The 20118-nt window shown below is 44.8% G+C and carries 24 protein-coding genes and 1 other RNA gene; 10 read left to right on the top strand and 15 right to left on the bottom strand.

The features are described from left to right. Positions 1-8: 8 nt before the first annotated feature. Positions 9-554, top strand: a complete 546-nt coding sequence (locus tag MSG36_RS17655; protein ID WP_248369062.1) for a glutathione peroxidase — start codon at positions 9-11, stop codon at positions 552-554. Further along, complete coding sequence (locus MSG36_RS17650; RefSeq protein WP_248369060.1) at positions 551-1018, top strand: DUF3429 domain-containing protein; 468 nt, start codon at positions 551-553, stop codon at positions 1016-1018. Before MSG36_RS17655 ends, MSG36_RS17650 begins: the two co-directional genes overlap by 4 nt. A gap of 42 nt (positions 1019-1060) precedes the next feature. Here the strand turns inward: MSG36_RS17650 and MSG36_RS17645 are convergent, their stop codons facing one another. From MSG36_RS17645 to MSG36_RS17625, 5 genes are all read right to left on the bottom strand, one after another. Further along, positions 1061-1495, bottom strand: a complete 435-nt coding sequence (locus MSG36_RS17645; RefSeq protein WP_248369059.1) for an N-acetyltransferase — start codon at positions 1493-1495, stop codon at positions 1061-1063. Positions 1496-1543: 48 nt separating this feature from the next. Then, a complete protein-coding gene (locus MSG36_RS17640) occupies positions 1544-2158 on the bottom strand; it encodes a LysE family translocator (RefSeq protein ID WP_050634762.1) in 615 nt (204 codons plus the stop codon). A 108-nt stretch (positions 2159-2266) separates the two neighbouring features. After that, complete coding sequence (locus tag MSG36_RS17635; RefSeq protein WP_248369058.1) at positions 2267-2620, bottom strand: hypothetical protein; 354 nt, start codon at positions 2618-2620, stop codon at positions 2267-2269. Positions 2621-2731: 111 nt separating this feature from the next. After that, positions 2732-4168, bottom strand: a complete 1437-nt coding sequence (locus MSG36_RS17630) for a lipopolysaccharide biosynthesis protein (RefSeq protein WP_248369056.1) — start codon at positions 4166-4168, stop codon at positions 2732-2734. Between the two features lie 16 nt (positions 4169-4184). Beyond that, entirely contained in the window at positions 4185-5111 is a 927-nt protein-coding gene (locus MSG36_RS17625) for a glycosyltransferase (protein ID WP_248369054.1), read from the bottom strand. A 317-nt stretch (positions 5112-5428) separates the two neighbouring features. Between MSG36_RS17625 and MSG36_RS17620 the strand changes: the two genes are divergently transcribed. Further along, positions 5429-6577: a glycosyltransferase family 4 protein gene (locus tag MSG36_RS17620; RefSeq protein WP_248369051.1), complete on the top strand. Its 1149-nt coding sequence runs from the start codon at positions 5429-5431 to the stop codon at positions 6575-6577. Between the two features lie 185 nt (positions 6578-6762). Here the strand turns inward: MSG36_RS17620 and MSG36_RS17615 are convergent, their stop codons facing one another. The 5 genes from MSG36_RS17615 to MSG36_RS17595 all read right to left on the bottom strand — a co-directional run bounded on the left by MSG36_RS17615 (position 6763) and on the right by MSG36_RS17595 (position 9984). Continuing rightward, positions 6763-7536: a ribonuclease H family protein gene (locus MSG36_RS17615; protein WP_122082026.1), complete on the bottom strand. Its 774-nt coding sequence runs from the start codon at positions 7534-7536 to the stop codon at positions 6763-6765. An 81-nt stretch (positions 7537-7617) separates the two neighbouring features. After that, complete coding sequence (locus tag MSG36_RS17610; RefSeq protein ID WP_050622104.1) at positions 7618-7923, bottom strand: NIPSNAP family protein; 306 nt, start codon at positions 7921-7923, stop codon at positions 7618-7620. A gap of 62 nt (positions 7924-7985) precedes the next feature. Next, a complete protein-coding gene (locus MSG36_RS17605; protein WP_050644634.1) occupies positions 7986-8315 on the bottom strand; it encodes an AzlD domain-containing protein in 330 nt (109 codons plus the stop codon). 2 nt (positions 8316-8317) lie between these two features. Then, entirely contained in the window at positions 8318-9046 is a 729-nt protein-coding gene (locus tag MSG36_RS17600; protein ID WP_122082025.1) for an AzlC family ABC transporter permease, read from the bottom strand. Between the two features lie 104 nt (positions 9047-9150). Further along, positions 9151-9984 (bottom strand): AraC family transcriptional regulator, encoded by an 834-nt coding sequence (locus MSG36_RS17595; protein WP_050646374.1) that lies wholly within the window; start codon positions 9982-9984, stop codon positions 9151-9153. Between the two features lie 236 nt (positions 9985-10220). Here MSG36_RS17595 and MSG36_RS17590 point away from each other — a divergent pair, with 236 nt between their 5' ends. From MSG36_RS17590 to MSG36_RS17575, 4 genes are all read left to right on the top strand, one after another. After that, positions 10221-10559 (top strand): hypothetical protein, encoded by a 339-nt coding sequence (locus tag MSG36_RS17590; protein ID WP_248369047.1) that lies wholly within the window; start codon positions 10221-10223, stop codon positions 10557-10559. Between the two features lie 330 nt (positions 10560-10889). Then, entirely contained in the window at positions 10890-12284 is a 1395-nt protein-coding gene (locus tag MSG36_RS17585; RefSeq protein WP_017105444.1) for a glutamate decarboxylase, read from the top strand. A gap of 74 nt (positions 12285-12358) precedes the next feature. Next, entirely contained in the window at positions 12359-14086 is a 1728-nt protein-coding gene (locus MSG36_RS17580; protein ID WP_029223436.1) for a transporter, read from the top strand. A 93-nt stretch (positions 14087-14179) separates the two neighbouring features. Further along, positions 14180-14431, top strand: coding sequence for a GlsB/YeaQ/YmgE family stress response membrane protein (locus tag MSG36_RS17575; protein ID WP_017105442.1), 252 nt, complete (start codon positions 14180-14182; stop codon positions 14429-14431). An 88-nt stretch (positions 14432-14519) separates the two neighbouring features. Here the strand turns inward: MSG36_RS17575 and ffs are convergent. Together ffs and MSG36_RS17565 are read right to left on the bottom strand one after the other, a co-directional pair. Further along, positions 14520-14616: signal recognition particle sRNA small type (gene ffs / locus MSG36_RS17570), an RNA gene on the bottom strand. A gap of 196 nt (positions 14617-14812) precedes the next feature. Further along, entirely contained in the window at positions 14813-15556 is a 744-nt protein-coding gene (locus MSG36_RS17565) for a hypothetical protein (RefSeq protein ID WP_017071711.1), read from the bottom strand. Positions 15557-15607: 51 nt separating this feature from the next. On the opposite strand from MSG36_RS17565, the gene MSG36_RS17560 reads away from it, so the two are divergent. Next, the gene (locus MSG36_RS17560) at positions 15608-15910 is read left to right on the top strand and encodes an MGMT family protein (protein ID WP_248369045.1); all 303 of its coding nucleotides are present in this window, start codon (positions 15608-15610) and stop codon (positions 15908-15910) included. A 75-nt stretch (positions 15911-15985) separates the two neighbouring features. Here MSG36_RS17560 and MSG36_RS17555 read toward each other — a convergent pair whose 3' ends face one another. Continuing rightward, entirely contained in the window at positions 15986-16426 is a 441-nt protein-coding gene (locus tag MSG36_RS17555) for a YbaY family lipoprotein (RefSeq protein ID WP_048664235.1), read from the bottom strand. A 168-nt stretch (positions 16427-16594) separates the two neighbouring features. Between MSG36_RS17555 and tesB the strand changes: the two genes are divergently transcribed. Beyond that, a complete protein-coding gene (gene tesB / locus MSG36_RS17550; protein WP_029224039.1) occupies positions 16595-17455 on the top strand; it encodes an acyl-CoA thioesterase II in 861 nt (286 codons plus the stop codon). A 140-nt stretch (positions 17456-17595) separates the two neighbouring features. Here tesB and MSG36_RS17545 read toward each other — a convergent pair whose 3' ends face one another. Together MSG36_RS17545 and MSG36_RS17540 are read right to left on the bottom strand one after the other, a co-directional pair. Continuing rightward, positions 17596-18261 (bottom strand): hypothetical protein, encoded by a 666-nt coding sequence (locus MSG36_RS17545; protein WP_086970525.1) that lies wholly within the window; start codon positions 18259-18261, stop codon positions 17596-17598. Positions 18262-18350: 89 nt separating this feature from the next. Next, positions 18351-18824 carry an Lrp/AsnC family transcriptional regulator gene (locus tag MSG36_RS17540; protein ID WP_050650332.1) on the bottom strand — a complete coding sequence of 158 codons (474 nt, stop codon included), beginning with the start codon at positions 18822-18824 and terminating at the stop codon, positions 18351-18353. Positions 18825-18953: 129 nt separating this feature from the next. On the opposite strand from MSG36_RS17540, the gene MSG36_RS17535 reads away from it, so the two are divergent. Then, complete coding sequence (locus MSG36_RS17535; protein ID WP_086970528.1) at positions 18954-20021, top strand: PLP-dependent cysteine synthase family protein; 1068 nt, start codon at positions 18954-18956, stop codon at positions 20019-20021. The last annotated feature ends 97 nt before the right edge of the window (positions 20022-20118 follow it).

Genomic DNA, 20118 nt, shown 5'->3' with positions numbered 1-20118 from the left:
TCAGACTTATGAAACATTCACTGCTGTGCTCCACCGCCCTAATATCGAGCCTAACAAGTTCATTCGCTTTTTCAGCAAGCTGCCCTGAGATACTCAACGGCAAACAAAGGCTGTTAAATTCAAACGAAGAAATTGAGCTGTGTGAAGAGTTTCAAGGCAAGACTTTATTGATCGTCAATACGGCAAGCCAATGCGGTTTCACGCCACAGTTCGAGCAACTTGAGCAGCTTCACCAAACGTATAAAGATGAAGGGTTCACGGTTGTTGGTTTCCCAAGCAATGATTTTCGCCAAGACAGAGGAAGCGAGGAGCAATCCGCTAAAATCTGCTACCTAGATTATGGTGTGACTTTTCCGATGATGGCGCGCGCTTCACTCTCAGGGCCAGACGCAAACCCAGTCTTTGCCGAAATCCAACATCAAGCCGGTATCAAACCGAAATGGAATTTCTACAAGTTCTTGGTCAGCAAAGAAGGCAAAGTGATAGCAACCTTCCCGAGTTCTACATCGCCAACCAGTAGTACCCTCAAAAATGCAATAGAGCAGCAGTTATGAGGTCAGATTACTTGGAGACAACTCAAACACGCAACACCATGGCCAAGCTCGGTTATATGGGTTTAATACCCTTTTTATTCGGCGTACTGTTATCACTCACCGACAGCCAATTCTTTAGCTTTAGCGGAGAATCACTCTTCATCACCTACAGCGTGGTTATCTTGAGCTTTTTGTCGGGCATCTTGTGGGGCAATGGGATAGATAACTTCGAAAGCCAATCCAGCAACAAGGCTCTGATTCTAAGCAATGTTATTGTGTTAGCTGCGTGGCTAGCGGTGCTACTCGGTGAGCAACAAGAGTTTCTCACCACTCTGATTCTTATCATTGGCTACATTGCGGTTTGGCGAGCGGAGAGGTCAATGAGAGAAGAGAACCAAAGTGAAGGCCCAGACGGCTATTTTGATATGCGAACCCGACTGACCTCTAGCGTGGTGTTGATGCACGGTATCGTAATGTTGACCTAAGCGCGTGATGCCTGCATCTAAATAGACACAATGGAACGGGAACTAGACGATGAGCTGCATGATCAGACGAGGCTCATCGTCACCGAAATAATTGCTCTCTTCCTTGATGGTGACGAACCCCATCGACAAGTACAGCTCACAAGCCGAGTTGTTATTTGGATCAACAGTAAGCAACAGCTTGGAATCTTGTGGCAATGTTTCTATCGCCTGCTGCATCAATGAACGGCCAATCCCCATGCCTCGGTAAGCAGTATCTACAGCCAGTGACAAAACCCAATACTCTTGTTGTTTGTCGGTTGGCGTCATTAACACGTAGCCCGCAACCTGCGAATCCTGTTTCGCCACCAACAAGCCCTTCCCCCAGCAATCAAATGCCTGACGAAAGAAAAACAACGGATAGGCGTGATCGCCAAATAAAGCATGTTCCAATTGGTAAATATTAGCGAGCTCTTGTTTTTCCGCACAAACAACATTCATACATCGACCTTAAAAAGATTAACTATAAACTAAAAAGCAAAATAAGAGCTACTGACGGCTCACCAACAAATTCGCACCAGATAAGGCAAGAAATACAGAACATGCTTTATTGAAGCGCTTGGCCATCTGAGGTTTTGAAAACCAATTTCGTAGATATAAACCAAATGTCGCATAGATAGAAATCGCAAGCATTTCTAATACTAAGAATGTGCTTCCTAAAACAAAGAATTGAGTATTTACGTTCGCTGAAACATCGACAAATTGAGGAAGGAATGCAGTGAAAATGAGTATCGCTTTTGGATTGCCAGCAGCGAGTGCAAATTCTTGTTTAAACAGACCAAACCAGTTCTTATTTCGTTCGATATCCGCGACCGGGCTAGCTTGTGAGCGCCATAGGTTGAACGCGATCCATAACAGGTACATCGCGCCAAATAGCTTGATCAGGAAAAACAACGTTTCAGAGGTGTAAAGCACAACCGCTAAGCCAGATGCAGCCAAAGCAATCATGCCAGAAAAAGCAAGGATTCTTCCTAGGCCTGCGACAAAGGCGGCCTGAAATCCGTAACAACGGGCGTTGTTCATTGATAACAAATTGTTTGGGCCCGGAGTCATGTTGAGCGCAAAACAAGCGGGGATGAACAGCAGCAACTTCCATATTTCCATTGGTATTTCCTAGTTTAAATATGCCAAGGTTGTCGTATCATTGAGTGAAATATGACCTTTATAGCAGCTATTAAAACCAGTACCAATCCTACTACCGTATCCTTTCAACTAATTCTCAAAAAATTTCTCGTACTCTGGTGTCGCTAAGTTTTCTGCAATCCCCATTTCACCCACTATGTAAATGGCACTCGCAAGGGTTTCGATGGTTTGATTAGGCTCTCTATCGGGCACTTCACCAACAACAGGAACGGGTTGACGTGCAGATGTCGAATTGCAGACTACGCTTTCACAAACGATGTTGTGTTGTTCCTGCTGAGAAACTTTAGGTGGCTTGAAATCCGGTGAATTGAAGTCGGGAACAGTCATACCCTCACTTGAAAAATCAGAGGCGCTGTATGAAGCCGCTGAAAACAGAGAAAGGAGCAGTATCCACTTATTCATATATCTTTCCATCGTTAGCATTCACTGAATTTATAAATACTATCTAATTCGAACCATTGTGAACAGTGTTTTATTTCACGGATAATTATATCTCCAAGTGCCAATTACCCCTGTACTTTGGATGGCACGAATTCAACTCACATGTGAATGCTTGCCTAACATCAACTTATCGAGAAGCGCCTGTGGAACTGGGATAACAGAGTATCGAATGAAGGCCACTAACGTCACTATCGCCACAAAACTGCCTAAAACAAAATCATGAACATCAACCAGCGCCAAGCCAAGAACTCGATCACAAATAATGGCAAGTATGGAGATACTCAGCGCTGCCATCCATTTACGATGATCGTAAGGCAAATACTCCATTTTTTGGCTCACGATATAGAGCAGTGACAGTCTCACAGCATAAGTACTACAAAGCACCACCACCACTCCCCACACTCCATAAATCGGTGTCACAACAAAATAACCAATCGCAGCTAGAATCGCACACCCGCCTTGTATCCACATTTGCGATTGGCTTGAGTGACCACTGAAACAACCAAGGTTTAGGTAATCCCCAGCGTTTTTAATCACACTAATCGCCAAGAGTGCTACGACAATCGTACCTGCATATTGATAACTGCTTGGCAGAATCAAAGTAATAAAACCAGGTACAGTGAGGATCATCAAACACCCCAACACAATGGCCAGATTAACGCCGACAAGCGCTCTGTCCGCACACTCTTTCTTACCATCAGGTTGTTGTAACATGGCCACTCGATTTGGAAACCACCACAGAGCATAAGGCTGCAGTAGCAAACCAAGCAGCAACGCAAACTTGCCACTGACCGCATAAATCGCAAGTTCTTCAACACCAACAAAGCTTGCCATCACCCAGCGGTCTAGCCCTGTAATCATATATATTGAAGCGCCACCAACTAATGTGGGCAATCCAAATTTCAGGATCTTAGCGGAGTATTTGAGGCTGCCAAATGAGCCCATCTCCTGCCATTGGTAACGCAGTAAACACAGCATCAACAACACACTCGAAACAGCGGCAGATATTAGTACACCATCGATGCCATAACCTGCTTCAAGCAGTACAAACGTCATAGCAGCTTGCACACTCGCCTTCATTACATTGAGCATGCAAAAGCGCTTAGCCATCGCATTCATTCGCATCAATGTAAGCGGGATAGAAATCGCACCATCTAACATGGTCGGTATTAACAGAAGTAGGATCTGATAAGGTTGGAACTCGACGGGAAGCATCAGCAACAACAGCGGCATGCTCAAAGCAATTAAGCTCCCGCCAAGCACACAGACCAAGACACTCAACGTGAAACAGTTTGAGACCAGTTTTCTCTTTTCTTCGCCCTCAGCGACGCCAACATATCGATACATGGCTTCAACAATTCCGAAGCTAAATAAGATCGTCCCGATGTCAGCCAATAAGACAATGGCTTCTAAAGAACCATATTCAGCCAACGTCATCTTATGGGTGATATAGGGGATCATCACGAGCGAGATCCCTTTCATCATCACAATGCCAATGGCGTAATAGGCGGACTGTTTTAGTGACCCCATAGCAGACACCTATTCCTTACAATGCAGGCATTAGGAAACTCTTACAGTCTCCAAGAAGATGTCGTAAGGTTCGTTTTTGCGGAGCCAAAACTAACGACCGGATACTGTATGAAATGGCCAATCGGTTTTGTTGTAAGCCTCGATAATAGTCAGCGTAGCCTTCCAGTATTCTCGCCTTTGCGATTTTGAAGCTGGAAGTGGGTAGATTCCATCGTTGACTGTCATTTTGATAATGTTGAAGAATGGTCTCTATAGACTGCAAATTTCTCAGTTTAAGATTTTCAGTTTGGGTAACGGAGCTCGCTCTCATCAAGTAGCCAACCTGCACCGAGTTCAACACGCCGATCTGATGGTTTTCACTCATTCTAAGCCACAGTTCCCAATCTTCCCCATACTTGATGTCAGCATTGAAACTGTCTGTTTGAGAAAACACATCCGCTTTTACCATGACCGTCGACGTTCCAATCACATTGTTTTCAATGATGAACTCCAACGGGTTTTCGATATTGATGAACAGCTCGTCTTGGTCTTGAAACTGCGACCAGTAACTAAAGCAATCGACTATCGCTTGGTAATCTTCAGTCAGGTGTTCGTAGTTAGTAAAGCTCATCGCAAGTTCTGGGTATCGTTGATGAAATTCGAGTTGGCGCTCAATTTTTTCTGGAAACCAGAAGTCGTCCGCGTCTAAAAAAGCGATGTATTCACCGGTCGCCTTTTCAATCCCTAGGTTTCTCGCTTGAGGCGCACCAACACCCAATGTGGACAACGTAATAATGCGTTCATCGTCTATAGAAGCAAGATACGTCGACGTTCCATCGTTGCTGTTATCGTCAATGACAATCAGCTCAACATCTTGATGAGTCTGCTTTAGTACACTGCCAATCGCTTTCGGCAGGTAATCCAAACAATTGTAGGTAGGAATAACAACACTTACTTTAGCCATAATGACGCCCTCAGATTTATACGTTATATGGCTGACGTTGCATGTTCTATGCCGAAAGTGTCTTGCTATGAAATCACATCTAGATCAGCCACCTACGCGTCCATTCTCAAAATGACGACCAAACACAGATGTTCAAAAAAACTGCAACTCCAATTTGATTATCAATTTGAGAAAACGAGTTACCTCTTAAGGGGTAACCTTCGAAAAGCAAGCGAAAAGCCCTCTAAAGCTACGATTCGATCTTGGTTCGTATCTTGCTTTATTGGTTATTACCTTGGCTTTAATCGCTTTAGTCATATGGATTTGAGGAATAAGGAATGAAGAAAGTAGCATTTGTGGCGCCAACCTACCCTGTACTCAGTGAGACCTTCATTCAAACAGAAGTCGACTCTGTGAAAGCGTGTGGGCACGATGTTTGTGTAATGACATTCAAGATTGAAAACAGTGAAAAACAGTTCGACTACGACATTGTCGAAATAGGTAAAAATGTTCGGAAGGGTAAAGTCGCTAGCATTAACTGGATAGGGTTCATCAAGGCTGTCTCATTTATTTCTAAGCAAACCAGCATGCCCAAAAAGTCACTGTTCGCTTATGGGTTTAAATTAGCGCTGCAACTCGCGGAAAACGACGCCGAACACGTACATGCGCATTTCTGTCAGCACACTACTGCTCACGCCATCGTCGCGGCAAAACTGCTGAATATCACTTGCTCGTTCGTTGCTCACGGTCATGATGTTTACGAGTTCGCTTATGACATTGAACATAAAATTTCATCGAGTGATTTTGTGGTTGCAGTGTGTAAAGACATGCTTGCTGACTTCAACACCATGGCGAAAGGAAACATTAAACTCTTGCACTGCGGAGTTAATACCAAACAATTCCAACTCAACCCAAAAACCGAAACGAAGCAACTTCGCTTTATTTTCCTTGGCCGATTAGTGGAGCAAAAAGGTATCCACCATCTTATTGATGCATTGGCGCCGATTGCCGAACCTCTCGACATTCATCTCGATATCATCGGTACTGGCGATTTAGAGCAACAATTAAAGTTACAGGTCAAAGAGCAAGGGCTCACTCGAAACGTGACCTTTCTTGGCGCTAAGCCTCATGAATGGGTGAAAGAGAAACTATCGAATTATGACAGCCTAATCGCGCCCTTCTGTTTTTCCGAAACCGGGTGTGTGGATACAGGACCACTGGTTTTAAAAGAAGCGATGGCCGTAGGAACGCCAGTTATTACCACCAACATCATGGGATGCAAAGAGATCGTCTCACCAGAGACAGGTTTTGTGGTTAGCGAAAAGAATGTGGAAGAATTAAGAGAAGCGATTGAGCGTTTCGCGCAACTAAGCAGCAACGATAAAGCATCGATGGGGTTAAAGGCACGTGAGAGAGTGAAAGACAGTTTTAATTCGATCAAACAAGCTCAGCAATTATCTCGTTGGATAGAGAACCCAGCTCAATAAGGATTAACTCAGGCAGTAAGCATCACAAGGACCGCTACGCCTCACAAGAACGACTAAGCACCATAAGAAAACGGAGCACCACAAAAACAAAAGAGCGCTACATCAATTTGAAATGTAACGCTCAACTTAGCACTGCCCAATGATCGCGACTTATGCTTTCAGTAGCTTTTCATTAAGAAGCCTAACTAGCCTGCTCGCAGTGCCAAAATAGACTCAATATCGTCGATGTCACGATATTGAGCGAGTTGTTGCTCTTTCGATGAAATAGCCACAATCGACATTCTATCGGCCAATTCGTTACCTTCAATACCAACGTGTCCGTTCACATGGTAGATGGTAATTTTTGAAGCCAGCTCTTGGTAGAGCGCATACGCCGGCTTAATAATATCGAGGTTTTTGATCTCGCCACCCGACTTGGTCCAGCCCTTTTTCTCCCAACCCGTAGCCCACTTAGTAATACAATCAATTGAGTACTTAGAGTCACAATAAATCGCTACAGACAGACCCGCGTTTAGCTTCTCGTTTGCGAGAATAAACGCTTGCTTAAGCCCATGTAACTCGGCGGTATTATTGGTACCAACAGGTTGATACAAGCCATACCACAATTCGGTTAATTGGTTGTTTTGGTATACCGCTAAACCCGTCCCTGCTTCACCAGGGTTTGGTTCACAAGCACCATCGGTAAAGATCTTGATATCAAAAGGCATATCTGTGATTTGCTGCTCCGAAAGAGGCGGCACCTTTGCTTTCGTCGCCTTACCCGCAGAGCTTGGCTTTGTCGCTGTAGAACCTGACGCAGACGACGTTTTACCACCGAAAGCAGACTCTGCCTCACTTAGTGTTGGAAACGATTTATATCTCGCGCCAGCGAAGCCATCGACTTGCGCCTTACACTCGTTCCAAGTTGTAAAAATGCCCGGTGTACGACCTTTCCAAACCACATAATATTTCTTAGCCAAACTAACTCCTTACCAAAACCTAAACACACAAACAGTGAATCAGTACATTAGATGCCACCAAGCTATACGTTGCAAGGTCTATCACTCTAAAACAGGTCTAAAAAAGCTACGTTCATAACTCACGATACAATCAACTTCGTCTGCAAATTCAAACGCTTTAATGCACTCAACATCGCTCAGCGATTTAATCCGATACTCTTCATAGGCAGCCAAACTTTCAAAGGTAAACAGCGCCAAGGCAATATTGTTCGCCCCTTCCGACGGTAAGAAATAACCATTGTGTTGACCTCCGAATTTAGCGACCAGAGGAATCCACATTTTTGCGTATGCCTCAAACTCATTTACCTTTTTAGGATCAATCACATATCGAACATAACAAGTAATCATATTTGTACAGCCCTTAAATAATAGGAGAAACATAAAGCCGAAGTTGACGTTGACGTTGAAGCTCAAGAAAAAAGGTAATCAACCGCGACAAGGTTATAGAACAAAAACACCGCCATGCTAACGCCGATCGTTAGTAGCACATTGCCTGTTTTCCAAATCAACAGACCGGTGACCACCGCGCCTATCAAGTATGGGTTTTCAAGGCTTGGCCAAAATGTTTGTTCAGGAGCAAATACAATCGGCCCCCAAATCGCAGTCAGCACCGCGGGGCTTGAATAGCGTAATAGGCGCCTTGCGGTTTGATTGAGTCGAAGCGGGATTGCAGGCTCAAGAAACAAATACCGACTAAAGAAAACAATCGCAGTCATGAGTAATATCGTTAACCAAATCATCTCTATTTCCCCTCCACGATTGTCTTGTTACCGTTGTTTCGCTCTTGGAACGATTCACTGAAAAAGCCCGCTAACATACCGGCAATCGCTGCAACCATTAGCCCGCCCTCAATATTGTTAACCGACATGGCAACCGAAGTGACCAGTGAAACAACCACACACACCACGACGGGTAGAGTTCGGATTAATGGGAAAACCAAAGCGATAAAGGTTGCTGCGACCGCAAAGTCGAGCCCAATTTCATTAAGCGAAGGAATTTGGCTTCCCGCGACAATGCCAACGAAGCTCGCGATATTCCAAACAAGATAAAAACCACCACCCACGCCAGCCGCGTACCAACGATTAAACTCTTGCTGAGATTGCCCACTGCATATCGCAAACAGCTCGTCGGTGAGCCAAAAACCGAGTAATAGACGCCAACGCGCAGGAAGATGGCTGATTTTGTCACGCATCGATACGCTATACAGAAAGTGCCTTGAGGTGATGAACAGTGTGGTCAACAACATAGTGCCTAAACCAATACCCGCTTTAAACATACCTGCAGCAACAAGTTGTGCTGAGCCAGCAAACAAAATAGCCGACATCGCTTGCGCTTGAAGTTGATTCAATCCGGCATCTATCGCATATGAACCCGCTAGAATTCCCCAAGGGATGACCGCAATGCTCAAAGGCATTCCCGCTAAAACGCCTTTCCATAACTGTGTTCGTCTATCCATTGTTTCACTGTCCATATCATTCTTTTCTCTCTTTACATTCGCTATTCAATGTAAGAAGAGTTGAGTCGGTTCGATTGTACAAACTTGCTCGATTTCGCGAACCAATTAAGGTGTCCGATTTAGAGCATTTTGATGTATTGCCCCGGCGTGTAGCCATTGGCTTTTTTGAAGTGTCGATGAAAATGGCTTTGGTCGTGAAAGCCACACTCTTGCGCGGTATCAGAAATGGTATGCCCTTGCTTCAATAACTTACGAGAAAGCCTTAACCGAGATTGGATTTGATACGCATGTGGCGGAAGACCAAACTCTTTTTGGAAAGAACGCACTAAGTGAAACGGGCTCAATGCCGCTAACTTAGATAGTTCATCTAGGGAAACGTCGGCTTGTGGAAAGTCATCTAAGAACTCTTTAACCAGAACGAGCTGACGCTGAGTTTTCCCATCGAGTTGAGGGTTAAGCGGCGATTTTCCATGTCGGCTAATCAGCTTAACCAACATCCCATACATCAAGGTCTCTCTTAACAAGCGATTGTCGGATTCATCAATCGTGTTGAAGACCAACCTCAATTGATTGGCGAGTTCAGGATCTTCAACAACCGCTCTTGGGAAGTAAGGTGCGCCGTAATTGGGTAGGTTTAGCTCTTGAGTGATCTTGGCAAGTTGCTCTGGGAGTGGATACATGGCTCGATACGCCCAACCGCCTTCAGTGGCAGAGTGACCGCTATGAACTTCGTCGGCATTGACCAGAATAATCGCATTTTGTGGCGCAATATGATGTCCGCCCGTTCGATAGAAACGCTGAGCGCCCTGCTCGATGACTCCCAGCGTGTAGCCCTCGTGGCTATGGCGCGAGAAGTTCTGCTTTTCGTATTCAGCATTAAGAATTTCAAGGCCACCGAGCTCTTCGGTTATCTTATATTCGGCCTTTTCTTTAGAGCGTTTCTTGTTCTCCATAACAATTACCAAGCCTGTTGATTATCGAGCGACTTATCAGTCTACTCTATAGTCTCTTTCAGCTTTTGTACAAAATTGCGCTTTTGTTTGTTAATACGGTTTTTGTCGTTAGCTTAACAACGCTTTCTAATTGGGAGGAAGGTCTTGGTCTATAACTAGTTGGCAAAAAATTGACAATAATTTAATCATACACGCCAATACTGTCTTCAAATCATCGGCAATAGACCTGATACACCATGAAAAATACGCTAGTCCTTTTCTTTTTCCTGAGCCTAACTGGGTGCACTCATAACCAATCAAAAGCACTGAGCATGAACTCCTCGTCGGTTAATACATACCCACAATCAATGTCGAACCTACAACTGTGCGACACCTTGTATTACGGGCGCTCAAGTAACCAGACACTCGCAGCAATTGGCAGTGAATTCAATCGAAGAGGGTTATCCAAGAGTTGGTGTGACACCGAAACCAATAAGCTTTATTTAACCAAGACAATTGATTGGGTTGCTGACCAAGTAGAAGACAAAGAAGATTCAGAGGAAGAAGCGTCTGCGGTTGTTTTGCCTGCGAATTAAGAGGATTAAAAATTTAACATCGTAGAATGACCAAATTATAATCAGCCACCAAAATTATATATCCAAAACTTACAATACTAAAAAATAAGCATTAACACTCATATAAAGTTCATCATGACAACTCCGTTTTTTCACCACACAGTGTACTTTTGAAATATTTGTTTTACCGTGCACAAAACAAGATAAAACAATGTGAAATAAGCAACCAGACTCTTATTTAAGCTGAATTTTTATAAAATCCTGCTATGTTTATGTAGCTGCCAATATTGCTATTTACTGATGTTTCAATGGCAATAAGTAAAATAAATTCAATAAGATAAAGGATTCACCATGCCTCTTCATAAAAAATCGACTGTTCGTGGTTCACTCTTAGATGATGTTTATTCTTCCAAAGATCTTTCCGTTGTTATGCCCAAGTATCGAATCCCAGAGCAAGAGCATGCACCCGCTCATGCTTACCAAGTCGTGCATGATGAACTAATGCTAGATGGCAATTCGCGGCAGAACCTTGCGACCTTCTGTCAAACATGGGTCGAAGACGAAGTCCATAAATTGATGGATGAATGCATCGACAAAAACATGATCGATAAAGATGAATACCCACAAACGGCAGAAATCGAATCTCGATGTGTACATATGCTCGCCGATCTTTGGCATGCACCTAACGCTGAAAATCCAATGGGATGTTCAACAACTGGCTCAAGTGAAGCCGCAATGCTTGGTGGTATGGCGCTAAAATGGGCTTGGCGTGAGAAAATGAAGAAGCAAGGTAAGCCAACTGACCGTCCTAACCTTATTTGTGGTCCAGTTCAGGTTTGTTGGCATAAATTTGCCCGTTACTGGGACATTGAACTTCGCGAAATCCCAATGCAAGGTGATCGTCTGATCATGACCCCAGAGGAAGTAATCAAACGTTGTGACGAGAACACGATTGGCGTCGTCCCGACACTAGGCGTGACCTTTACTTGCCAATACGAGCCAGTACAAGCGGTACACGAAGCGTTAGATAAACTACAAGAAGAGACCGGATTAGATATTCCGATTCACGTTGATGGTGCAAGTGGTGCCTTTCTCGCCCCATTCTGCGACCCAGATTTAGTGTGGGATTTCCGTTTGCCAAGGGTCAAATCCATTAATGCTTCTGGGCATAAATTTGGTCTTTCTCCACTTGGTGTTGGCTGGGTTGTTTGGCGAGATGCGGATGCTCTGCATGAAGACTTGATTTTCAACGTCAACTACCTCGGTGGCAACATGCCGACCTTTGCGCTCAATTTCTCCCGCCCTGGGGGTCAAATCGTTGCGCAATACTATAACTTTTTACGTCTTGGTAAAGAGGGCTACCGTAAGATCCATGATGCTTGTTATGACACGGCTCGTTACCTTGCCAAAGAAGTCGAAAAGATGGGTATATTTCACATCATCTACGATGGCCATGGTGGTATCCCGGCCTTGAGTTGGTCAATTAAAGATGGCGCAACCCCAGGCTTTAACCTCTACGATCTTTCAGATCGCATCCGATCTCGTGGTTGGCAAATTGCCGCTTATGCGATGCCCGCCGAGCGTGAAGATCTGGTAATCATGCGTATTTTAGTTCGTCATGGTTTTAGTCGTGATATGGCTGACCTTTTGATTTCCGACTTACAACACTGCGTTGATTTCTTTGACAAACACCCGGTCGTCAATGGTAGCGACGCTGACGAGTCGAGTAACTTTAATCACAGCTAATTGTCCCATCTTACTTAAAGCAAGGAGCCTTGATGGTTCCTTGCCCTTATATCAACAAGTTAGCAGGTGACATTATGTCCTTTCTATTTAGTTACTTGTCAGAGAATCCGTTTGTATTTCTCTTTCTATCACTCACCATTGGTTATCCACTTGGTCGACTCACTTTTAAAGGTGTGAGCTTAGGCACAACAGCTGGCACCCTAATCGTTGGCGTAGGTATCGCACTGACGTCCTTCTCAGTTTATGGACTAAAAATTGAAGAACCAGGATTGGTCTCCGACATTTTCTTAATGATGTTCATGTACGCCATTGGGATGAAAGTAGGACCGCAATTTTTCTCCGGCCTTGCTAGAGGAGGCATCGACTTCGTCGTCATTGGTTTAATTGTCGTGTTCAGCAATTTTGCGATTGTTGTCATCGGCGCCAAGCTCATGGGCCTTGAGCCCGGCTATGCAGCGGGCATCATTTCTGGCAGTTACACAGTGACGGCAGTAATGGGCGTAGCGCAGTCAGCAATCAGCTCTGGGGCATTTACGCCACCAGAAGGCATGAGCATTGATCAGGTCAGTGCCAATATCGCGGCGGGTTACGCGATAAGCTATGTCCTGTCGACCGTCCTCATCATCTTGTTCATTAAATACCTCCCTTCTCTCTTTGGAATTGACCCCGTCAAAGCAGGTAAAGAAGCAGAAGCAGAGTTCTCAACTGGCGATGACAACGAGAAGCTCCCAAGTACCTTTGGGTTCTCAGATGTTGGCATCCTACCCATTGATGTTCGCGCTTATAAGGTCACACACCAAGAGTTAGTCGGTCGTTCAGTGCAGGAGCTGTATCGAAACTTCCCTGATGCGGCCGTGCTTAAAGTGGTTCGAGGTGAGCAAGTCATTGATGCTTCTGATAATCCAATGCTTGAGTTAAATGATGTCATTGGCATTCGCGGAGAATATCGCGTCTTGATTGCGGAAGGTGAAGCTGATATCGGAAATGAAGTCGATGAACCACGAGCTAGAAATGTCGATATCGAAGTAGCGGACATTCACGTTGGGAAGTCCGAACATGCAGGAAAAACGATAGCGCAGTTACATTCCGAAGTCGGTTTTGGTGTTTACTTTAAAGCAGTCTTCAGACAAGGCCACCAGCAACCTCTATTACCACAAACCCAGATCGAAGTTGGCGATGTGGTTCGAATTGCCGGCTCTCAGTGGTGTGTAGAACAAACAGCCACTAAGTTGAACAGTGTACCCATCGTCGAGAGTACCGTCACAGAAACCTTCTATCTCGCCGTTTCTTTATTAATTGGTTATGTCTTCGGCCATTTAAGTGTCACAGTCGCAGGTATTCCATTTGCATTGGGAACCTCGGCAGGCTGTATGCTCACCGGGATCATTTTTTCCTTCCTACGCACGCGGAATCCAAGTTTTGGCGGCCCTATGAGCGAGGGAGCAAGAAGCTTTCTACAAGACATCGGCCTAAATCTGTTTGTTGCTGTATTGGCAGCGACGGTAGGCCCCAAAATACTGGCCTCTTTTCAAGGCATCGTTGTCATAAAGATAGCTTTGCTCGGGGTGACAGCTGCTTTAGTACCCCCCTTATTAGCTTGGTTGTACGGCTTATATTTCCGCAAAATGAATCCTGCAATTTTAGCTGGAGCTTGTGCCGGAGGCAGGAACAGTACGCCTGCAATGAAAGGCGCACAAGATGCCAGTCACAGTGACATGCCAGCGATCGGCTATCCTGTGCCCTACGCTTTAACATCGGTATTGGTTCTTATTCTGGGTTACATCGCAATGGTCATCAGTTAGTTAAATCGAGTTTTGATGTATGGTCTATGATTTAAACGTAACCATAGATGTGTGACGACATGCACCTAACACAATAATGAGTAAGGAGAAGTTATGGGGTTTATATCTTGGATTATTCTTGGGTTGATTGCAGGGGCGCTAGCTAAGTGGCTAATGCCGGGCAACGATGGTGGTGGATGGATCGCCACCATGGTTCTAGGTATTGCTGGTGCCTTTGTTGGTGGTTTTTTAGGGAGCTTCATCGGCCTCGGCAGTGCTGACGGCATTAACATCGGTAGTATTATAACCGCAACGCTTGGCGCATTCGTTTTGCTGTTTGTTTATAACCGTTTCCTCAAAAACTGATATTTTCGCACCTCTAGTCATAAACAAGATAAAATTAAGCTTCAGATAGCAAAAAGCCGCTCATGAAGAGCGGCTTTTTTAAAGGGTGGGAACCCAGCCACATCCCGGCACACAAGTCACTCGCTGCGGCTGCTCCCTTCCAGGCCTGACCGAGTTCACGAGCTATTGTTGCGGGAGGACCAGGCCCCCATAGATTCGTTTTCTAAGAGGCTTGCCTCAAAGAGTGATTGGATTATTAAGCATCACAGCAACCATTGCAAGCCCTTCCACCCTATTTTTGAACAATTACGGTCTAAGTGCTTATCCTTTATTCAAACCACTAGAAAATCGCAGGTAAATTCACCATTTACCTGCATTTGGAAGGTTTGGGTTGCTGTAGTACTAGATATCGATGTCTTCGTTATCTTCTGTGCGAATGATGTAGTCTGTCATCCACGCGGTACCTAATAGACACAACCACACCACAAAGACAGGGCTTGGTACTTCGATACTTGGAGTAATCACCAGAGCCGCAAAACCGACCGTTGGCAGTGTCCAACACAGTAGTTTATTCCAGCGAAAGGTTTTCAAGCGCGTCAGCGTTTCCATCGATGCCATGATGCCCGTTATACATAAGGCAACCAAAGCGGCATAGGGTAAGTCGGCTATCCATAATGGAAGTATTAAGCCTAATGACCACCAGCTGTGTCGGCTAGCGGGCTTAAGATGATTTGCCGCCCACCAAATCACGATGATTGATAAGGTTTGAAGTGTGGTAACCCACGGGACGCCTTCAAGCTTGCCTGCTGATTGTGTCACCATGATCCCGACCTGCAAAGTAGTCACAATCAAGCCGGAAATAATCACGACCGACAAACTACTGCGTCTTGAGAAGACCACCATCAATAGCGGGAATAGTACCCATGCACTGACAGACAGCGTGATAGGCTGTAAAGGAAGGGTTAGACCATAAGTGGTCATGGCAGCAAGCAAAGCTAATCCTGCTATGCCTCCCTGCGGTAAAATCCATAATGCAGGAATTACCATTGCAAGCACCGGGATATCTCCCTCACTTAAACTGATTGCTCTCGCGCAAACAACCGCTAATAATGTGGTGATCAAGAACTGAAACGTTGTAAATACCATAGCCCTCTCCTTCTACCGATCCGTGGTATTAATGAACTAGGAACATTTAGTATGGACCAATTTTTGAGCCAAATCTTTGCTGTAATTCACCAAATTCCATATGGAAAAGTAACAACTTATGGAGACATAGCACGTTTTTCAGGATTTCCGGGCTATGCGCGCCATGTTGGTAAAGCGCTGGGTAACCTGCCAGAAGGTAGCAAACTGCCTTGGTATCGAGTGATAAACAGCAAGGGTGAGATATCTTTAAAGGGTGATTCGTTCGACCGACAAAAGCAGCATTTGGTTAAAGAAGGGATTGAGGTGAGTGATGTAGGAAAAGTCAAACTCAGAATATACAAATGGCAGCCCTAGAGCTGCCACTAATCGCTGATTCAGCTGGCTAAGTTAAGCCAATCAAGATGCCTTAACAGTGGCATCGATTTCTGATTAACGAACACCAACCAAACGTAGGTCTGCTTGCTGTGTATTTTCTACATCAGTAATTACTGACTTAATCGTGTCCGTTGTGAAACGCAGTTTGCCGTCAACATGAATCGATGCGCGCATGTTGTAACGGTGGTTAGCTTTAATTTTGTTGTTGTCGTAGCTTAACTCGAATGCGAACGGTACTTGCTTACCGTCTGTGGTGAACTCTTGAGTTGCGATAACCGTCGATGGTGCGTCAGCCAGTGAGATATCTTCTAGCGTAACGGTAACTACTGCATTCTCTGGCAATGCAATTCTTTCACGGTAGCTTACTGTTCCTGAAATCACTTGAGTGTTCTCTGCAACCACTTCTTGAGAAGCGTTCGTTTCTGATGTTGCTTGGCAACCAACAAGTAGGCCAAACGATACTAAAGACGTAATAAGAATTAGAGCCTTTTTCATATTCAATTTCTCTCAACATGTTTGCCGGACTCGGCAAATCTACTGACCAATTATAAGAGAGCTTTCATATTCTGTCTTGAAACCCTATGATTTATTGACAGATATCTGACTAAGCTAAATGATTAACACCATAATCTGACACCCATTTTACGAAGAGGAATGCTGGCGATGAGTCAACCTTTACAAGAATTACTAAGTTTACTTCAGCTAGAAAAACTGGAAGAAGGTTTATTCCGTGGGCAAAGTGAGAACCTAGGCCTACCACAGGTATACGGCGGTCAGGTATTGGGACAAGCGCTTTCTGCTGCTCGTTATACCGTTCAAGACGACCGTAGCGTTCACTCGTTCCACAGTTATTTTCTGTTTCCCGGCGACCCTGAAAAGCCAATCATTTACGATGTTGAGAACCTACGAGATGGACGCAGCTTTAGCACACGCCGTGTAAAAGCGATTCAAAATGGCCGCCCTATTTTCTATCTCACCGCTTCTTATCATGGCGATGCGCCAGGTTTTGAACACCAGATTTCAATGCCTGATATTCCTGGACCAGAGAACTTCGCCTCAGAAACTGAGTTAGCGAGCCACATCGCGGAATTCTTACCAGAGAAACTGCGCAAAACCTTCTGTGGCGAAAAGCCGATTGAAATGCGCCCGGTGACGGTGGTAAATCCACTGAAACCTAAGAAGACGGAAGCGAAACAATACCTTTGGGTAAGAGCGAATGGCGCGATGCCAGACAACCAATTGATTCACCAATACCTGCTGGCTTACGCGTCCGATTGGGGATTCTTGGTGACAGCACTTCACCCTCATGAGGTTTCTATCATGACGCCGAATTTCCAAGTGGCGACGATTGACCACTCAATCTGGTTCCACCGCCCGTTCAAAATGGATGAATGGCTGCTTTATGCGATTGAAAGCCCGACGGCAGCTAATACTCGCGGCCTAGTTCGTGGTGAAATTTTCAATCAGAAAGGTGAGCTCGTAGCGACAGCAGTACAAGAAGGTGTGATGCGCTTTACTAAATAGCGCTCAAATAAATAGCGAATAAACGCTGTTTTAAAAGCCCCAAATATGTACGAGAAAACAAAAAGAGAGGCTAAGTTTAATACCTAGCCTCTCTTTTTTATAACACTTACGAAAATCCGTCACTTAAGAGTGACTAAAATCTATTCTGCTTCTAGCGTAGGCTCAAACTCGCTTTGCACTCGCGTTTTGATGCCATCTCCGGCATCTCGGAGAAGGTTAAATGGTGATAGTACCACACCTTTCACAGCGCCTTCTGCAGCGTCCTGAGCCAAAGCTTGACTCTTATCTGCCAACAAATTAGCTTGCACCAAAATATTCGGCACTTCCGCTCTTAGCATTTCAGATTCAGTAACAACAGCGGGGATAGTTTGCTCGCGGTACGATTTACTTTCAGCGAGCATCGGTGGCATGACATCCACACGGTATCGCTTCAGCTCAGTCAATGTTGGTGGGATGACATCGGTTCTGACCTGTTCGACTTCCGTTCGGACATTTTTCACTTCATCTAATATCGCAGGGATTTTGTTGTCGACCGATGAAACGGTTTGATTCACGTCATCTATCGTCTTTCTGACCTCTTCGACTGTGTTCAAAACTTGAGGAGCAAGATCGCTGACATGTTCTGCAAGCGCTAATAGCTCTTCTACTTTGAGCCCTTTGGTGAGGCCCGATATGTCTTCGATAACTTGCGGATAAGTATCAACGATTTCACCGACTTTATTGGTAAACGAGTAGATGGTGTAACCCAAGTAAAAAATGGCGACCGCCAATACTAGCTGGATAGCGGTAGATACTTTTGCAAACATGAATAATCCTTTTCTTTATCGCAGAGGCGAGATCTAAACTGAGAAGATATCTAAACTAAAGCGATAGTTAATCTATTACTAGGCGCAGCTTAAAGCGGCAATGCTGTCGTGTACTTCAACGGTTCCATCGCAAACGTCGAGGTCACATTGGAGATACCATCAATGCTATTCACCAAGCGCTTATAGAAATCATCAAAGCACTTCATGTCTTTAACCTGAACCTTCATCATATAATCATATTCGCCAGCCATGCGATAGAACTCCATCACTTCTGGAAATTCCGACACAGTATTCACAAAACGACCATACCACTCATGAGAATGATCACTGGTTTTCACTAATACGAACGCAGTAAAGGAAAGATCCAGTTTTTCTGGGTTCAGCAGTGCAACTCTTTTCTCAATAATTCCGTTCTCTTCGAGGCGCTTAAGCCTTTTCCAACAAGGCGTTGTAGTGAGATTGACCGCTTCAGAAATATCGTTCAATGACAGGGTACTGTCTTCTTGCAGTAACCCTAATATTTTTTTATCTACGGCATCTATCACAGTTTCACCAAATTGCATTTAAAGAGAATAATTTTCTACAATTTAAGCAAAACAAAGCAAATATGGCAAAGTTTTTCTCTCCGATTATGGATAAATTAGAACCATACCAATTACAAAGAATTCCTACACTCGATCAGGAGAACGCTTATGTGCACTGACCATCAATGGATTAACAACGCGATTCGTAAAATTGAAGCGGACTACCAACGCTCAGCGGATACGCACCTTATCAAGCTCGATCTACCAAGTATCGAAGGCATTGATGTTTACCTTAAAGATGAAAGTACACACCCTACAGGCTCTTTAAAGCACCGTTTAGCGCGTTCTCTGTTCTTATACGCTATCTGTAACGGTTGGGTTGGCCCAGAAACAACAATCATTGAATCTTCATCGGGCAGCACTGCCGTATCTGAGGCGTATTTCGCTCGCCTACTTGGCCTGCCGTTTATTGCGGTAATGCCAAAATGCACAGCGAAGAAGAAGATTGAGCAGATTGAATTCTACGGCGGCCAAGCGCATCTTGTTGACCGCTCAGATGAAATTTACGATGAGTCTCGCCGTTTAGCAGAAGAGTTGAATGGTCACTACATGGACCAATTTACTTACGCTGAGCGCGCAACCGACTGGCGTGGTAACAACAACATCGCGAACTCGATTTTCAATCAAATGCAGATGGAAGATCACCCAGTTCCGACTTGGGTAGTAATGAGCCCAGGTACTGGCGGTACTTCAGCGACGATTGGCCGTTTCATTCGCTACCAACAACATGAAACTAAGCTTTGTGTTGTCGACCCAGAGAACTCTGTATTCCACGAATACTTCCAAACCGGCAATGCGAACGTGAAAGGCAGTACATTCAGCAAAATTGAAGGCATTGGTCGCCCACGAGCAGAACCAAGCTTCATTCCTGGTGTGGTTGACGAAATGCGCAAAATTCCGGATGCAGCAAGTATCGCAACGACACATTGGTTATCTGACATTCTTGGCCGCAAGGTTGGCGCATCAACCGGTACTAACATGTACGGTGTACTTCAGCTAGCCAGTGAGATGAAAGCGCGTGGAGAAAAAGGTTCTATCGTGACTTTACTGTGTGACAGCGGTGAGCGTTACCTAGACACTTACTTCAATGACGAGTGGGTAAATCTCAATATCGGTGACCTACAACCTTATGCTGCGAAACTAGAAGCTTTCTCGCAAACGGGTGAGTTGGCTTAAGTCCATTAACTAACAAGTTTACTGTCTCGTCCTAAAATACGTTGACAGTATTTCTACTAAGCCAACAGCGTCAGCTGTTGGCTTTTTTCATGCACCT

It is taken from the genome of Vibrio sp. 1CM8B (assembly GCF_023161685.1).
GTDB classification, from domain to species: Bacteria; Pseudomonadota; Gammaproteobacteria; order Enterobacterales; family Vibrionaceae; genus Vibrio; species Vibrio coralliirubri.
The sequence above is the reverse complement of the archived record's forward strand: the minus strand, read 5'-3'. Positions and strand labels throughout refer to the sequence as shown.

Excerpts from the sequence above, each read along its gene's own strand:
- MSG36_RS17655 (WP_248369062.1), top strand. The coding sequence starts at position 9 with ATGAAACATTCACTGCTGTGCTCCACCGCCCTAATATCGAGCCTAACA.
- MSG36_RS17650 (WP_248369060.1), top strand. The coding sequence starts at position 551 with ATGAGGTCAGATTACTTGGAGACAACTCAAACACGCAACACCATGGCC.
- MSG36_RS17645 (WP_248369059.1), bottom strand. The coding sequence starts at position 1,495 with ATGAATGTTGTTTGTGCGGAAAAACAAGAGCTCGCTAATATTTACCAA.
- MSG36_RS17640 (WP_050634762.1), bottom strand. The coding sequence starts at position 2,158 with ATGGAAATATGGAAGTTGCTGCTGTTCATCCCCGCTTGTTTTGCGCTC.
- MSG36_RS17635 (WP_248369058.1), bottom strand. The coding sequence starts at position 2,620 with ATGCTAACGATGGAAAGATATATGAATAAGTGGATACTGCTCCTTTCT.
- MSG36_RS17630 (WP_248369056.1), bottom strand. The coding sequence starts at position 4,168 with ATGGGGTCACTAAAACAGTCCGCCTATTACGCCATTGGCATTGTGATG.
- MSG36_RS17625 (WP_248369054.1), bottom strand. The coding sequence starts at position 5,111 with ATGGCTAAAGTAAGTGTTGTTATTCCTACCTACAATTGTTTGGATTAC.
- MSG36_RS17620 (WP_248369051.1), top strand. The coding sequence starts at position 5,429 with ATGAAGAAAGTAGCATTTGTGGCGCCAACCTACCCTGTACTCAGTGAG.
- MSG36_RS17610 (WP_050622104.1), bottom strand. The coding sequence starts at position 7,923 with ATGATTACTTGTTATGTTCGATATGTGATTGATCCTAAAAAGGTAAAT.
- MSG36_RS17605 (WP_050644634.1), bottom strand. The coding sequence starts at position 8,315 with ATGATTTGGTTAACGATATTACTCATGACTGCGATTGTTTTCTTTAGT.
- MSG36_RS17600 (WP_122082025.1), bottom strand. The coding sequence starts at position 9,046 with ATGGACAGTGAAACAATGGATAGACGAACACAGTTATGGAAAGGCGTT.
- MSG36_RS17595 (WP_050646374.1), bottom strand. The coding sequence starts at position 9,984 with ATGGAGAACAAGAAACGCTCTAAAGAAAAGGCCGAATATAAGATAACC.
- MSG36_RS17590 (WP_248369047.1), top strand. The coding sequence starts at position 10,221 with ATGAAAAATACGCTAGTCCTTTTCTTTTTCCTGAGCCTAACTGGGTGC.
- MSG36_RS17585 (WP_017105444.1), top strand. The coding sequence starts at position 10,890 with ATGCCTCTTCATAAAAAATCGACTGTTCGTGGTTCACTCTTAGATGAT.
- MSG36_RS17580 (WP_029223436.1), top strand. The coding sequence starts at position 12,359 with ATGTCCTTTCTATTTAGTTACTTGTCAGAGAATCCGTTTGTATTTCTC.
- MSG36_RS17575 (WP_017105442.1), top strand. The coding sequence starts at position 14,180 with ATGGGGTTTATATCTTGGATTATTCTTGGGTTGATTGCAGGGGCGCTA.
- MSG36_RS17565 (WP_017071711.1), bottom strand. The coding sequence starts at position 15,556 with ATGGTATTTACAACGTTTCAGTTCTTGATCACCACATTATTAGCGGTT.
- MSG36_RS17560 (WP_248369045.1), top strand. The coding sequence starts at position 15,608 with ATGGACCAATTTTTGAGCCAAATCTTTGCTGTAATTCACCAAATTCCA.
- MSG36_RS17555 (WP_048664235.1), bottom strand. The coding sequence starts at position 16,426 with ATGAAAAAGGCTCTAATTCTTATTACGTCTTTAGTATCGTTTGGCCTA.
- tesB (WP_029224039.1), top strand. The coding sequence starts at position 16,595 with ATGAGTCAACCTTTACAAGAATTACTAAGTTTACTTCAGCTAGAAAAA.
- MSG36_RS17545 (WP_086970525.1), bottom strand. The coding sequence starts at position 18,261 with ATGTTTGCAAAAGTATCTACCGCTATCCAGCTAGTATTGGCGGTCGCC.
- MSG36_RS17540 (WP_050650332.1), bottom strand. The coding sequence starts at position 18,824 with ATGCAATTTGGTGAAACTGTGATAGATGCCGTAGATAAAAAAATATTA.
- MSG36_RS17535 (WP_086970528.1), top strand. The coding sequence starts at position 18,954 with ATGTGCACTGACCATCAATGGATTAACAACGCGATTCGTAAAATTGAA.